Origin of the sequence: Clostridium sp. J1101437_171009_A5 (genome assembly GCF_015547905.1) — a bacterium.
Taxonomy (GTDB): Bacteria; Bacillota; Clostridia; order Oscillospirales; family Oscillospiraceae; genus Pseudoflavonifractor_A; species Pseudoflavonifractor_A gallinarum.
In genome coordinates, this window is sequence record NZ_JADMVY010000004.1 from 186,142 (window position 1) to 199,540 (window position 13,399).

Consider the following 13,399-nt stretch of genomic DNA (forward strand, 5'->3'; position numbering starts at 1 on the left):
CGGCGGCGTGGGAGGCGGCTGAGTAAAATATGATCACGATCTCAGACTGGACCGTTAACGTACCATTTGAAGACCGGAAAGTTGGGTACTCCGGAGAAAATAGAGTTTCCTGCATAGAGATCGCTTTACTGGACGGCGACTACTCGAGCTTCAGCACCTATACATTAGAGATAGCTGCCTCCATGGCTTACTCTAATATATTGGAGCTCACAAAATCTGATGGCAGCCTGAAAGTCGAAATTCTGGAATCTTTTGGACTGCCGGAAGGCACCATAAGGTGTCAGGTGGTTGGCGTCAATGGAGAGGGCGCAAAAAAGAAATCGAATACGTTTACGCTCAAGGTGATCCATTCCATCAATGCCGCCTCGCAGTATCCGCCTGTCCTTCCGTCTGAATTCCACCAGATGGAGGAGAGGATCTACGAACTCAACCAGCACCCTCCCATCCCTGGTGAATCTGGATTCTGGATGCTCTGGAATACAGAGTCTGACCAATACGAGCAGTCCGAGCTCCCGCTGCCGGAAGGCGGTGGGGCCGGAAGCGACGGAGGGTACTACACGCCGTCAGTAGAGCAGACTGATGAAACTACCATGCGTGTGTCGTTCACGCCGTCCAAGGACGATATGGACTCCGTGGCTCCGGTGGATGTAACTCTCCCCCGAGGCGAAAAGGGTGATACCGGCGACACTGGACCGCAGGGACCAAAGGGCGACACCGGTGATACGGGCCCACAGGGACCCGCCGGCAAAGATGGTGCGCAAGGTCCTGCTGGCGAACAGGGACCACAAGGCCCGGCAGGAGCAGACGGAGCACAAGGCCCTCCCGGTGAGCAGGGTCTGAAAGGTGATACTGGTGCCCAAGGCCCTGCTGGGCCAAAGGGAGACACGGGAGAGCCCGGTGCTCAGGGTCCGGCAGGAGAACAAGGGCCTGCTGGACCGAAAGGCGATACCGGAGAGCAAGGACCCGCTGGTCCTGCTGGTGCAGATGGTAAAACTCCGGTAAGGGGTGTTGATTACTACACCGAAGCGGATAAGCAGGAAATGGTGCAAGCTGTGATTGCAGCTCTTCCGGTCTATAATGGGGAGGTGCAAGATGGCTGACATTGAGATCACCGTAGACGGTGGTACGTCAAAAAGACTGCTGACTGCTGGTAAGTACTGTGACCGTGATATTTTGGTCACAGCTACTGGTGGAGGTGGTGGTGAACCAGAACCTCCTGATGATGGTAAGACTCGCCTGTATATTACTATCCCTCCCAATGCTATGCCTGATCGTCCTCCTGCACGTAATGAAGTACCACTCTATATCCAGCAGACAGTAGAGAATGGAGTCACTATTGATTGGGGAGACGGGAGTGAACCAGAAACAATCCCCGGTACTGGAAAAGTAAACACCACCCATACCTACCAGCAGGCCGGTGATTATGCTATCAGCCTTGACCCAGCAGAAGGGTGTGAATTAGGATTAGGAGACGGTGATGTTTATAAGTGCGTGGTTGGCGGTATAGGCAGTAAAAATAGTGGATATGGTGGGATGCTTAAACGAGCCATAATTGGTCGTAAAGTTACCGCTATTGGAAGCTATTCATTCCAATACTGCTTTTCTCTTGACTCTGTTTTTATTTCGGATAGTGTTATTAGAATTGAATCAGGTTCTTTTCGGTATTGCTATTCACTTACTTCCGTTATAATTCCAGTAAGTGTTACTTCTATTGAGCAGAGTGCGTTTCAAGAGTGTCGTTCTCTATCTCTCGTTAGTATCCCAAATACCGTTGTTGACATTGAGTCTGGTGTATTTCAGAGTTGTTATTCGATTACTTCTGTTATTATTCCAGCAAGCGTTACTACGATTAAAAACACGGCGTTCAAGTCTTGCCGCGGAATAAAAGAATACCATCTTTTTTCTGAAACGCCTCCTCAACTTACCCATATTGATGCACTGAGCGGTATCAATCCAGACTGCATTATCTATGTTCCGGTCGGAAGTCTTGAAGCATATCAGACTGCCACAAACTGGTCTACCTATGCCGACCAGATGCGAGAGGAGGGAACCTGATGATTCAGACTGAAATTTTTGAAAACAACGGTCGTAAGCTGATGCGAACCTTCTCTGATACTGGTCACATGATTCGCCAGGATGGTACAGGTGTGGTTTACTCCGAAGCGATTGACCCTGCTGAATCAGGACGCACCTATACCGAGACAGACGAAAAAGTACCTGACAGGGAGCTGACCGCAGAAGAGGCATTGGAGATCATTACAGGAGGTGGTGCTGTATGACCGAGAAAGAAGCAAAAGCGTTTCGATCTCTTGTCGTTCAGGGCGCAACCTCTCTGGATGATAAGACATTATCTACTGCGCCGGATGTTCTCCAAAGAATGCAGTACGACGGTTCACTTATCAAGAACGGGACCAGAATCAACTGGGGAGGTACAATCAAACGTGCTGCATCTGACCTTTGGGACAGAGAGGACCAGAACCCTGACAATGCCCCTACTCTTTGGGAAGATGTGCTTTATCGAGACGGTATTCGAATTATCCCCAACCAAATCACAGTGGGGCTTGCATTCAGCGAAAATGAACTCGGATGGTGGGGAGACACGTTGTATCGTTCTTTGCATGATAACAATGTCTATACCCCTTCCGAGTATCCTGATTGGTGGGAGGCTGTTTCTGTATGAGCTATAAGATCGCTGAGTACCAGCAGAATAAATACAAATTCAGGTTGTACGACAACACCAGGCGTCTGACGTGGCAGCAGATCCAGAAGGAAACCGGGTGCTACGCCATCATCAATCTGTCCTACTTCGACCTCATTACATACCAGCACCGGGCGGCCCTGATGATCGCCGGTGAGTGGGTGCATGGTGTGAACTGGCACGAGTACGGTTTACTCATTGACAAGGACGGCCTTTTGACGGTCGACAACGAGGATTATGCCGTCTACGACTACGCCATCGGCTGCCCACCGGTGGATATCAACGGCCGTCGGTACACGGACAAGGACGGCGGGCGCAATGGCTGGACATATACCGGCGTAAAGGCGGACGGTACGGTTGTGGTCCTTCTTTGCTCCAAGGACACGCCGGAGACCACGGACGCCCTGGAGGCTGCCCTTCGGGCGCGGGGATGCGCCAGTATCCTCCGGTGGGACGGGTCCTGGTCCTCTCAGGGCACCCTTGGTCCGGGCCTGGAGGTGACCCCCAGCCAGAAACGGATCTGCCGCTCCTGGCTGCTCATCTTCCGCCGGAGCGATGGCGAGAAACCGGACGGAGATAAGGAGGAAACCATGAGCAAACAGTACACGGTCACGCCGTCCATCGGCGTCAACATCCGCAGCGGCCCGGGTACGGGCTATGGAAAGACGGGAGCCTATCCCTGCGGCACGGTGGTTACCATTCTGGAGGAGCGGGACGACTGGGGGAGAACAGACAAGGGCTGGGTTTCCTTGGACTACCTGGAGCCGGTAAAGGCCCCTCAGCGGACCACTGACAACGGCATTGCCATCCAGACCGACTACATCCCCCAGGGCCGGAAGAACCGCCCCGGCGGCTTCAACCCGTGCAGCTACCTCACGATTCACGAGACCGGGAACGCAGCCCGGGGGGCGGACGCGGCGGCCCATGCTTCCTACCTGAAGGGCGACGCTGCCGCCAACGCCCTGGTGAGCTGGCACTACACGGTGGATGACCACGCCATCGTCCAGCACCTGCCGGATACCGAAGCGGCCTATCACGCCGGGGACGGAGCCAAGGGCCCCGGCAACACCAAGAGCATCGGCGTGGAGATCTGCGTGAATCAGGGCGGTGACTTTGAGAAGGCAAAGCAGAACGCCGCCGCCTTGGCGCGCCTCCTGATGACAGAGCACAGTATCCCCCTGGAGCGGGTAGTGCAGCACCACCATTGGAACGGCAAGGACTGCCCCCGGACGATCCGGAACACGCCCGGTGGCTGGGAGGAGTTCCTGAAGCTGTGCAAAGGGGAGGAGCCCAATGTGTCCAACTTGGACACCGACGTGGAGACGCTGGCCCAGGCCGGGATCATCGGTTCTCCCGCCTACTGGAAGACCGGCAGCGGCTATGCAGACGCCAATGTGGTGTGCTTGATCCACGCCATGGCGGAGTATCTTCGGAAGGAGAAAGACTGATATGGAGCATGTGAATACGTTCAAGGCCGCGCTGTCGGCCTTCTGCGCTGCCCTCACCGCACTGTGGGGCTGGTTTGGCTGGCTGGTCATTGCATGGATCTCCTGCATGGCCATCGACTATGCCACTGGGTCCTGCGCGGCGCTGCGAGCGGGGAAGTGGTCCAGCCAGGCCGCCAGAGATGGCATCTGGCACAAGCTGGGGTCGGTGGTGGCAGTCATCGTGGCCGGTATCTTGGACATGGTGATCAGCATGATCCTGGAGCATATGCCGGGTATCAGCCTGCCGTTTACATATGAGATCTTTTTCTGCCCGCTGGTGATCGTGTGGTATATCCTCACAGAAACGGGGAGTATCATCGAGAACGCCGGAGCGCTGGGGGCGGATATCCCGCCCTGGCTTACGAAGGCCATTGAGTCCCTGCGCGAAAAGGTGGACGATGGGGCAGGAGCACAAGAGGATACAAAGTGAGGAACGCCCACAGGGCTTGCCTCCAGTAGTAAGCTGCCGAACAGGTGGCAAAGGTGTAGCTATGACAAACGCCCGCAGGTATAGACCTGCGGGCGTTCTTTATGACATTTTATTCTTCTACCTGGAAATTAGAACTATCTACAAAGTAAATACGGGCAAAACGATAACGCTGGGCGCAATCTGGATATTTGTCCCTGTCCACTTCAGAGGTAAACATGTCATATGGACGGGCATAGATAGCAAAGTCGCCATAGAGAGCTTGGTAGATAACCAGAGCTTCCTCCGTTTCGGTGTGCCGTGCAAGCGCAATAACTTGGTATAGATTCCCTTTGAAATGTCGGTATTTTGCACCCACAACAATTGAACGTTTAATCATGAAAAATCAGAATCTCCCTCTTGGTCAGGATGAAAGAATGCTTGGATCTGGCCCAGAAGGCGGTAGAAATAGAGCAGAGTAATAACTATAATACAGATGGCGGCCACAAATACCTTGTGGTTGGAGAAAAAAGTATCAATCAACTCTGTTGCTAGGTTGACCAACAGTCCAACAAAGAAAGAGAAAAGAATGCCTTCAAAGAGCAGATTTCTAATTTGATGGACCCGATTCTGTAGTTCCTTCCGACGATGTATTTTCACAGCATTGTGATAGATGGCATCGGCCTCTTCTTGGGTTAAGGAGTCCCGAATTTCTTTCCGAATGGAACTGGAAATGCTTTCCTTAAGCATGGGAACCATCCTCTGCTTTTCCTTAGAGTCTACATGGTCTACAGAGTCCACAGTATGACCTTTCGTCATGACTTGGGAAACATAAAAATCTACTAATTCTTCAAGTTTGATTGTATCTTGATGGCTACTCTCCACTACGAAGTACCTCACCGGTCAGAATAGACTGATATAGTGCCCTGGCTTCAGGGGAAAGCTCATTCATATTAAATTTGGGACCAATAAACTGGGATTCTCCCTGATAGGCGGCATCCTGCTTTGCAGAATAAGGTTTGTCACATGGTTGAGACATGGTTTCAAAAATGACTTGAGCAACACAAATGCCGGCAGGAATCCGGATAGTATTAGGACTGATGTTATGCAATCCTAACTGCAACTGTCCATGATAGCCAGGATTGCAATGTTGAGGGGAGATCATAATTCCAAGCCGTGTGAATCTGGTGCGGGGACGAATATGGGCTACCAAGTCAGTTGGGATAAAAAGCGACTCCTGAACTTTGACCAGAACATACTGATTTGGCTTAAGAAGGAACGGACTAGAGGATAAATCCACTTCCTCATAAAGGTGATTTAGAGCTGCCTCATCATTCAAAGAAATGGTTTTCACGCTATCAGAAAAGACATGGACAGAGTTTCCAATAGAAAGATCATAGGAGGCTCCCTGTAGTTGCTCTTCGTGAAAGGGAGTTACAAGCGATTGTACACCCGCGGAGAGGCAACGTGCGCGAATTTCTTGCGAGTTTAGTATCATAATACAACATCTCCCTGGATCAACTCTGACTAGTATAAAAACATATTATAGCAAATTAGTAGGGAAAGTCAATAAAAATGATTTTCCTTCTCTTTTCTGGAGTGCTAGTATAGCATATTTTTAATTTATATTAATGTTGCGGATGGCAATTGAAGGCTTTCAATAATAGGCAACTTTTGTTCAAAAGTTGCCTATTCTGGTACACCAAATTTAAAACAAAATTTGTATTTAAGACGCTATATCTTCCGACAAGGACTGCATCGAAGATCTGCGGTTCTATCCCACCCAGGATTCCCAGTGCGCCATCGACCGGGCGGTCAGCATCAAGGCCGGGAAGGCCGAGCTGATCTATGTGTACATCGACGTGGAGCCCATCGGGTTCAACCGCGGCTTTTACACCGTGGACGTCCGCTACTACTACCGGGTCACGGCCGACGCCTTTGTGGGCGCGGTGCGTCCGGTGGAGATCAGCGGCCTGTGCGTCTTTGACAAGCGGGTCATCCTCTTCGGCAGCGAGAGCAGCGCCAAGGTCTTCTCCTCCTGCCTGGACGAGGGGCCGGACGCCCAGATGCGCCGGTGCAGCGTGCCCACCGCCGTGGTGGAGGCGGTGGACCCCATCGTCCTGAACATGAAGCTGGTGGACGTGTGCGAGTGCCACCCCTGCGACTGCGAGCTGACCGAGATCCCGCCCTGCATCTGCGCCTGCTTCTGCAGCGACCTGTGCTTCGGCAACCAGGGCAAGCGGGTCTATGTGAGCCTGGGGCAGTTCTCCATCATCCGGCTGGAGCGGGACACCCAGCTCCTCATGCCCATCTACGACTACTGCCTGCCCGAGAAGGAGTGCACCTGCGGCGGCAACGAGGACGATCCCTGTGAGATCTTCCGCCATGTGAAGTTCCCCGTGGATGAGTTCTTCCCGCCCAACCAGGCCCCCGGCACCCCCGCGTGTTACCGGGAGGTCAAGAACGGCTGCATGGTCTAAGCTGCGCTTCTCAAAAACGCAGAGCGTTTTTTCGAGGGAGATGCAGCCTGCTGCGCGCACCTCGTCGGGTCAAAGTCCGTACCGTTCACCCCGGCCTGACGGCCAGGGCTTACTTCACTCCCTTGCCCCTCCTCTCCCAAACAAACCCGCTTCGCTGGGCTTTGTCTGGGGTCCCGGGAAGGGCCACACACTTGCAGGCTGAGCAGTGTTTTTTCCGAGGCACATGTCCTCGAAAAAAACGGATTGAAATATTCTTCCGCCGTCTGCGGACGGTGGAACTCTGCGAGGCACTTGCCGCAAACAGCCTAGAGATACGGTCTCCTACTAATTTTGGCTCCCCCGGTCGGTTTGGCCAGGGGAGCCGCTGCATGGAAACCTATCGTTTAATTGACCCAGTGTACGTGCTGCTGATTCTCCAGCGGATAGCAGGAGAGCGCCTCTCCATCCATCAGCGCCTCGGTAAAACGCACTCCGTTGATCTGATGGTTTTCGTAGGTTTTATAGTAATAGACCCCATGGGAGGCATCGGCACAGGAGGCATACAGGGTCAGGTCCGGCTTTCCCTCCGGGGTGATGACGCTTCCCCGGACCATGGATACGCCATCCAGGATGTGGAAGAACTGCGTCACATCCTGCATTTCATCCCCGGTAAAGAGGGCGTTCTCCTTCAAAAAGGCCGCCCGCACAAAGCGGGACATGGGGGAGACATCGCCGGGCAGTCCCAGCGCGCCCATGCCCTGCCCGTATACGGCCAGGGGAAGCTCCGGCGCAAAGGTGTTCCTGGGGGGATGGGGCGAGAGGGTCTGATAATTGCTCAGGTTCATCTGCTGGTACGGAAAGGGCGGATTGTTGGTGAGCACCCCCACCGGGTCGGGATAGAGATGGGCCCCGTCCTCCATGACCTCCAGCACCAGGGAGCCAGTGCCGTCGGCAATGTGCCAGTGCAGCGGGGCCACCGGATAGCCCGGTGCAAAGGGGAGGCTCAAGAGGTCGATCCCCTTCAGGATGGCTTCGGCCTGCGCCAGGGTCTCACAGCGGCCCAGCACCAGCGGGATCAGCTCGTAGGGGGCCACGGCGTCCGCTGCGGCCTGTTCCGGCGGGGTGTAATAGGCATTTCCGGGGAAATTCAGGCCCGCCATGTAGAGGCCCTTTTCGTTCATCGCCTCCGCATACAGGGCGGTATCCCGATCCACCGTGGCCATGCCGATCATGGCCAGATGGTGCGCCATGGTGCTGCGCCGGTGGAAGTGCAGCGGATGGTTTCGGGGGGTGATCACCACCTGCTGTCCAAAGGAATATTCCAGATCCAGCGTGCGGCCAAACAGCTTCCGGGGGGCAGAAAACGCGACGCTCGTACACATAAAACAGGCCTCCTTGCAACCTTTTTTTCAGTATACCCCGGGAGAGGCCAAAAAGCAAACCTTCCGCTGGTTTCCGGCGGGCAGACGCCCTTGCGGTATCTTGACAAGATATAAAGAAAAGCGTATAATATCTTTTAAAGAAATTTACGGCGGGAGCACCCCCCTCCCGACAAAATTGTCGGGACCCTCCTGACAAAAATGGCGGGACCCCTCCCGACAAAAATGGCGGAGAGAGTAAGTCAAGATAAGAGAATAAAAAAGAAAACCGAAAAAGAGCGTCCCCGGTCTGAGAGGACCGGAGACGCCTAAGCTGTCTTCTCAGCCCTGGATCTCCACGTCGGAGTCCAGGGGGACGATGTTCACATAGCTGTGCCCGGCACCCAGGGAGATGGGGTTGCCGTTCAGGTCGGTATAGCGCAGCTGCTCATTCCGGCCCCCCTTGCTCCAGAGGATGTCGATGAGCTGGCCGCCGCAGGCATAGTAGCCGGTGCCGCCGCTGGTGAGGTCCACCGTGATGCGGCCCTTGTCGTCCCCGCGGATGGCGGAGCACCGGGTCTTGAGGATGAGCACGTTGGTGACGCCAACCTGCTCGCCGGTGTTGCCGTCCACATAGGGCTTTCCGTACTCCTCCACCAGATAGAGCTCCTGCTCCGGGTCGTAGGTGAAGACGCCCGTCTTCACGTTGGAGAAGGGGACGGTGATGGTGTTGGCCGTCACCCCGCCGGAGGGGGTCCCGTCGGGCAGGAAGTTCATCTCGTAGGTATAGCCCTCCTGGTGCTCCTGCCGGAAGGAGTAGCCCGCAAAGCGCTCCACGATGGTCTCGCCGGTGGTGATGACGCTGTGCTCATAGCCCATGTTGCGCCGCCGGTCGGCGTCCCGCCACATCAGGTTGGAGCCGGGGCTGGAGCCGCAGTAGGGCCCGTTGACCCCGTCCAGGGCGGTGACGTTCCAGGCGCGGATCTTCTCATAGGCGTCGGGGCTGCCCCCGGCGTGGATGTAGACCGCGTCGTGGCCCAGGGCCAGCTCCAGATAGTAGGGCCGGGAGGAGCGGATGGAGCCGATGGCCCCCGCCTGACTGGGGTCCTGATAGACCCCCAGCATCCGGGTGATGCCGCCCTCGGCCAGGCACTCATAGATGATGTCGGCGTCGGAGACCCCCACCTGGGGGAGGGCCTGCTTGAGGTTGTTGAGCATGATGGCCACCGGGCGGCGGTTCACATATTCCTCGGCGATGGGCAGTCCCGTGAGGGGATTCACCGGGCCGGTATACTCCGGCTCGGGGGTAGGTGTGGGAATGGGCTCGGGCGTCCGGACCGGGAGGGAGTGCTCCGGCGCGGGGGAGACCTGGGCCGTGGGCTTCCCGCAGGCGCTCAGGCCCAACAGCAGAGCGAGACAGAGTGGGGCGAGCTTCTTGGTCAACATGGAAGAAAGCCTCTCTTTCCTGGTAATTCCGGGATAATTTTATGATACCCTCCCGGCCGAACTCTGTCAAGAAAGACAAAAACGGCGGGAAATATGGGACCGCGGGGCGGCGGAGGAGGGAAAGCCCGCGCTGCTCTTGCCAAGCCGGAAAAAATACCGTATAATGACTTTAACTGAGCAGTACAGAGAAAAGACTGCAAACGCAGAAAGGTGGTCCCTTCCATGAGCCGTTTTGGTTTCATCCACGACAAAATGGAGATCAAGTTCCTGGTCCTCTACATTATGGCCCGGGTGGCCTCACCCATCGACTTTCCCACGCTGACCGAGCTGACCATGTGCGACGAGGGCGTGGACTATTTCGATTTTGCCGAGGCGGTGGCCGAGCTGGTGGAGACCGGGCATATGACCCTGGAGGATGGGCTCTATGCCATCACCGACAAGGGCCGCCAGAACGGCGAGGCCTGCGAGAGCAGCCTGCCCTACTCGGTCAAGCACAAGTGCAACGCCAACCTGGCCAAGGTCAACGGCATCCTGCGGCGCAACGCCCAGGTCCGCACCGAGGTGCTGCCCCGGCCGGACGGGAGCCTCACCGCCCGCATGACCCTGGACGACGAGGGCGGCAACATCATGACCATCGAGCTGCTGTGCGTCAACCGGGACCAGGCCGCCCGCCTGTCCGAGGGGTTCCAGGCCAAGCCCGAGCGGGTCTACAACGAGGTGCTGGCCGCCCTGCTGGACAAAGAGGACAGCAAGGACGAATAAGGATACCGCCCCCGGGGATGGAGTGTTCCGTTCCGCGGGGGCGGACTTGTGCCGGGCGGAAAAAGCGGATATAATAGAAGGAATCAGATTCGGGACGGAGGCATCCTATGAAAAAACTCATGGCCATTGACGGCAACTCCATCATCAACCGGGCCTTTTACGGCATCCGGCCCCTCACCACCAAGGACGGCACCCCTACCAACGCCGTCTACGGCTTTGTGACCATCCTGCTCAAGCTGCTGGAGGAGGAGAAGCCCGACGCCCTCTGCGTGACCTTTGACCGGAAGGCCCCCACCTTCCGCCACCTGGCCTATGAGGGCTACAAGGCCCAGCGCAAGGGCATGCCTGAGGAGCTGGCCGCCCAGATGCCCATTCTGAAGGACGTGCTGGACGCCATGAACATCCCCCGCTATGAGCTGGACGGGTGGGAGGCCGACGACCTCTTGGGGACCATCGCCGCCCGGGACACCGCGGCCGGGTGGGAGACCGTCATCGTCACCGGCGACAAGGACTCCCTCCAGCTGGTGAGCGACCACGCCACCGTCAAGCTGGTGACCACCCGCATGGGCCAGACCACCACCCGCAACATGACCCCGGCGGTCTTCCGGGAGGAGTACGGCTTCGACCCCATCCACATCGTGGACCTGAAGGCCCTGATGGGGGACAGCAGCGACAACATCCCCGGCGTCAAGGGCATCGGGGAGAAGACCGCCATGGACCTCATCCAGCGCTACGGCTCGGTGGAGGCCATCTACCAGGGCCTGGACACCCTGGAGGCCAAGCCCGCCGTGCTGAAAAAGCTGCGGGAGGGGGAGGAGGGCGCCCGCCTCTCCTATGACCTGGCCACCATCCGGTGCGAGGCCCCCATTCCGTTTGCCCCCGAGGACAACCTCCGGCAGGAGAGCCACACCGCCGCCCTCTACGACCTCTTCCTCAAGCTGGAGTTCCAGAAGCTCATCGACAAGCTGGGCCTCAAAGCTCCCCAGGGGGAGACCCCGCAGGAGGAGCAGTTTACCGGCACCTGCACCAGCGAGGTGGTGGAGGACCGGGCCCGGGCCCAGGAGCTGCTGGCGCTCTGGCGCGGGCAGGAGAGCGTGAACGTGCTGGCCCTGCCGGGGCTGGACGTGGTGGCGGTGGAGCACCGGGTGAATGAGAGGGAGTGTCACGCCGCCGTCCTCCGCGCCGACAAGCTGGAGGGGTACAACGACCTCTTAAAGGCCCTCTTCGCCGGGGACATCCAAAAGAACGCCCACGACGTGAAGAGCCTCCTCTCCCGGCTGCTGGAGGAGGGCATCGAGGGGGATGGCTTTGTCTTCGACACCGCCCTGGCCGCCTACCTCCTGGCCCCCACCGACGGCAGCTATGACCTGGAAAAGCTGGGCATGAGCTGGTTCAACCACGAATACCCCAAGGCCAAGGAGACCTACCTGGCCCCTGACGCCTTCTCCCCCCTGGGGGACGAGGGGACGGTGCTGGGCGCCCTCCTGTCCCACTGCGCCCTCATCGGGGCGCTGAAGGAGGCCATGGCCCCCCGGCTCACCGAGCTGGGGATGGACCAGCTCTACTACGAGGTAGAGCTCCCCCTGTGCGCCGTGCTCAGCCGCATGGAGCGGGAGGGCTTCCTGGTGGACCGGAAGGCCCTGGGGGAATTCGGAGAGATGCTGGAGGGGCGCATCCAGGCCGTCCAGCAGCGCATCTACGAGGAGGCGGGGGAGACCTTCAACATCCTTTCGCCCAAGCAGCTGGGGCACATCCTCTTTGACAAGCTGGGGCTGCCCCCCGTGAAAAAGACCAAGACCGGCTACTCCACCAACGCCGAGGTGCTGGAAAAGCTCCGGGGACAGGCCCCCATCGTGGACGCCGTGCTGGAGTACCGGCAGTACACCAAGCTCTCCTCCACCTATGTGGAGGGGCTGACCAAGGTCATCGCCCCGGACGGGCGCATCCACACCTCCTTCCAGAACACGGTGACCGCCACGGGGCGGCTCTCCTCCACCGAGCCCAACCTCCAGAACATCCCCATCCGCACCGAGCTGGGCGCCGAGCTGCGCAAGATGTTCGTGGCCGGGCCGGGGAACGTGCTGGTGGACGCCGACTACTCCCAGATCGAGCTGCGGCTGCTGGCCCACATCGCCGGGGATGAGCATATGATCTCCGCCTTCCGCAGCGGGGAGGACATCCACACCATCACCGCCGGACAGGTCTTCGGCGTGCCCCCCGAGATGGTGACCCGGCAGATGCGCTCGGCGGCCAAGGCGGTGAACTTCGGCATCGTGTACGGGATCTCGGACTTCTCCCTCTCCCAGGACATCGGCGTCACCCGGAAAGAGGCCAAGGCCTACATGGAGCGCTACTTTGAACGGTATTCCGGCGTCCACGCCTATATGACCGATATTGTGGAGCGGGCCCGGAAAGACGGCTTTGTCTCCACCCTGATGGGCCGCCGCCGCTGGCTGCCCGAGCTCAAATCCTCCAACTTCAATATGCGCTCCTTCGGGGAGCGGGTGGCCCTCAACATGCCCATCCAGGGCACGGCGGCCGACATCATCAAGCTGGCCATGATCCGGGTGGACGCCCGGCTGCGGGCCGAGGGCCTGAAGGCCCGGCTGGTCCTCCAGGTCCACGACGAGCTCATCGTGGAGTGCCCCGAGGAAGAGGCCGAGACCGTGAAGAAGCTGCTCACGGAGGAGATGGAGGGGGTCGTCTCCCTGGCGGTCCCCCTGACGGCGGACGCCCACGTGGGCAAGAGCTGGGCCGAGGCCCACTGAGCAACGAGAAAAAGG

The 13,399-nt window shown here is 57.7% G+C and carries 14 protein-coding genes; 9 read left to right on the plus strand and 5 right to left on the minus strand.

Features of this window, described 5'->3' with window-relative positions:
* Nucleotides 1–29 precede the first annotated feature (29 nt).
* The 6 genes from I2C21_RS17555 to I2C21_RS08040 are packed head-to-tail and all read left to right on the plus strand — an operon-like array spanning nt 30 to nt 4,615.
* Nucleotides 30–1,100: a collagen-like domain-containing protein gene (locus tag I2C21_RS17555; RefSeq protein ID WP_286167233.1), complete on the plus strand. Its 1,071-nt coding sequence runs from the start codon at nt 30–32 to the stop codon at nt 1,098–1,100.
* Nucleotides 1,093–2,055, plus strand: a complete 963-nt coding sequence (locus I2C21_RS08020) for a leucine-rich repeat domain-containing protein (protein ID WP_195278960.1) — start codon at nt 1,093–1,095, stop codon at nt 2,053–2,055. The genes I2C21_RS17555 and I2C21_RS08020 overlap by 8 nt, the downstream gene beginning before the upstream one ends.
* The gene (locus I2C21_RS08025) at nt 2,055–2,279 is read left to right on the plus strand and encodes a hypothetical protein (RefSeq protein ID WP_195278961.1); all 225 of its coding nucleotides are present in this window, start codon (nt 2,055–2,057) and stop codon (nt 2,277–2,279) included. The genes I2C21_RS08020 and I2C21_RS08025 overlap by 1 nt, the downstream gene beginning before the upstream one ends.
* Nucleotides 2,276–2,680: a hypothetical protein gene (locus I2C21_RS08030; protein WP_195278962.1), complete on the plus strand. Its 405-nt coding sequence runs from the start codon at nt 2,276–2,278 to the stop codon at nt 2,678–2,680. Before I2C21_RS08025 ends, I2C21_RS08030 begins: the two co-directional genes overlap by 4 nt.
* The gene (locus I2C21_RS08035; RefSeq protein WP_195278963.1) at nt 2,677–4,146 is read left to right on the plus strand and encodes an N-acetylmuramoyl-L-alanine amidase; all 1,470 of its coding nucleotides are present in this window, start codon (nt 2,677–2,679) and stop codon (nt 4,144–4,146) included. Before I2C21_RS08030 ends, I2C21_RS08035 begins: the two co-directional genes overlap by 4 nt.
* A 1-nt stretch (nt 4,147) precedes the next feature.
* Nucleotides 4,148–4,615: a phage holin family protein gene (locus I2C21_RS08040; RefSeq protein ID WP_195278964.1), complete on the plus strand. Its 468-nt coding sequence runs from the start codon at nt 4,148–4,150 to the stop codon at nt 4,613–4,615.
* Between the two features lie 109 nt (nt 4,616–4,724).
* Here the strand turns inward: I2C21_RS08040 and I2C21_RS08045 are convergent, their stop codons facing one another.
* The 3 genes from I2C21_RS08045 to dcd all read right to left on the minus strand — a co-directional run bounded on the left by I2C21_RS08045 (nt 4,725) and on the right by dcd (nt 6,089).
* The gene (locus I2C21_RS08045; protein WP_195278965.1) at nt 4,725–4,991 is read right to left on the minus strand and encodes a DUF1653 domain-containing protein; all 267 of its coding nucleotides are present in this window, start codon (nt 4,989–4,991) and stop codon (nt 4,725–4,727) included.
* Nucleotides 4,988–5,341 (minus strand): hypothetical protein, encoded by a 354-nt coding sequence (locus I2C21_RS08050; protein ID WP_195278966.1) that lies wholly within the window; start codon nt 5,339–5,341, stop codon nt 4,988–4,990. The genes I2C21_RS08045 and I2C21_RS08050 overlap by 4 nt, the downstream gene beginning before the upstream one ends.
* 124 nt (nt 5,342–5,465) lie before the next feature.
* Nucleotides 5,466–6,089, minus strand: a complete 624-nt coding sequence (gene dcd, locus I2C21_RS08055) for a dCTP deaminase (RefSeq protein ID WP_195278967.1) — start codon at nt 6,087–6,089, stop codon at nt 5,466–5,468.
* Between the two features lie 352 nt (nt 6,090–6,441).
* Here dcd and I2C21_RS08060 point away from each other — a divergent pair, with 352 nt between their 5' ends.
* Nucleotides 6,442–7,071 carry a hypothetical protein gene (locus I2C21_RS08060; protein WP_328821076.1) on the plus strand — a complete coding sequence of 210 codons (630 nt, stop codon included), beginning with the start codon at nt 6,442–6,444 and terminating at the stop codon, nt 7,069–7,071.
* Nucleotides 7,072–7,454: 383 nt separating this feature from the next.
* Here the strand turns inward: I2C21_RS08060 and bsh are convergent, their stop codons facing one another.
* Complete coding sequence (gene bsh, locus I2C21_RS08065; RefSeq protein ID WP_195278968.1) at nt 7,455–8,432, minus strand: choloylglycine hydrolase; 978 nt, start codon at nt 8,430–8,432, stop codon at nt 7,455–7,457.
* A 318-nt stretch (nt 8,433–8,750) separates the two neighbouring features.
* Complete coding sequence (locus I2C21_RS08070) at nt 8,751–9,854, minus strand: DUF3048 domain-containing protein (RefSeq protein ID WP_195278969.1); 1,104 nt, start codon at nt 9,852–9,854, stop codon at nt 8,751–8,753.
* 222 nt (nt 9,855–10,076) lie between these two features.
* Between I2C21_RS08070 and I2C21_RS08075 the strand changes: the two genes are divergently transcribed.
* On the plus strand, nt 10,077–10,616 hold the full coding sequence (locus I2C21_RS08075; protein ID WP_101692868.1) for a DUF4364 family protein: 540 nt from the start codon (nt 10,077–10,079) through the stop codon (nt 10,614–10,616).
* Between the two features lie 107 nt (nt 10,617–10,723).
* Complete coding sequence (polA, locus tag I2C21_RS08080) at nt 10,724–13,384, plus strand: DNA polymerase I (RefSeq protein ID WP_195278970.1); 2,661 nt, start codon at nt 10,724–10,726, stop codon at nt 13,382–13,384.
* Nucleotides 13,385–13,399: the final 15 nt, after the last annotated feature.

Excerpts from the sequence above, each read along its gene's own strand:
- I2C21_RS17555 (WP_286167233.1), top strand. The coding sequence starts at position 30 with ATGATCACGATCTCAGACTGGACCGTTAACGTACCATTTGAAGACCGG.
- I2C21_RS08020 (WP_195278960.1), top strand. The coding sequence starts at position 1,093 with ATGGCTGACATTGAGATCACCGTAGACGGTGGTACGTCAAAAAGACTG.
- I2C21_RS08025 (WP_195278961.1), top strand. The coding sequence starts at position 2,055 with ATGATTCAGACTGAAATTTTTGAAAACAACGGTCGTAAGCTGATGCGA.
- I2C21_RS08030 (WP_195278962.1), top strand. The coding sequence starts at position 2,276 with ATGACCGAGAAAGAAGCAAAAGCGTTTCGATCTCTTGTCGTTCAGGGC.
- I2C21_RS08035 (WP_195278963.1), top strand. The coding sequence starts at position 2,677 with ATGAGCTATAAGATCGCTGAGTACCAGCAGAATAAATACAAATTCAGG.
- I2C21_RS08040 (WP_195278964.1), top strand. The coding sequence starts at position 4,148 with ATGGAGCATGTGAATACGTTCAAGGCCGCGCTGTCGGCCTTCTGCGCT.
- I2C21_RS08045 (WP_195278965.1), bottom strand. The coding sequence starts at position 4,991 with ATGATTAAACGTTCAATTGTTGTGGGTGCAAAATACCGACATTTCAAA.
- I2C21_RS08050 (WP_195278966.1), bottom strand. The coding sequence starts at position 5,341 with ATGCTTAAGGAAAGCATTTCCAGTTCCATTCGGAAAGAAATTCGGGAC.
- dcd (WP_195278967.1), bottom strand. The coding sequence starts at position 6,089 with ATGATACTAAACTCGCAAGAAATTCGCGCACGTTGCCTCTCCGCGGGT.
- bsh (WP_195278968.1), bottom strand. The coding sequence starts at position 8,432 with ATGTGTACGAGCGTCGCGTTTTCTGCCCCCCGGAAGCTGTTTGGCCGC.
- I2C21_RS08070 (WP_195278969.1), bottom strand. The coding sequence starts at position 9,854 with ATGTTGACCAAGAAGCTCGCCCCACTCTGTCTCGCTCTGCTGTTGGGC.
- I2C21_RS08075 (WP_101692868.1), top strand. The coding sequence starts at position 10,077 with ATGAGCCGTTTTGGTTTCATCCACGACAAAATGGAGATCAAGTTCCTG.
- polA (WP_195278970.1), top strand. The coding sequence starts at position 10,724 with ATGAAAAAACTCATGGCCATTGACGGCAACTCCATCATCAACCGGGCC.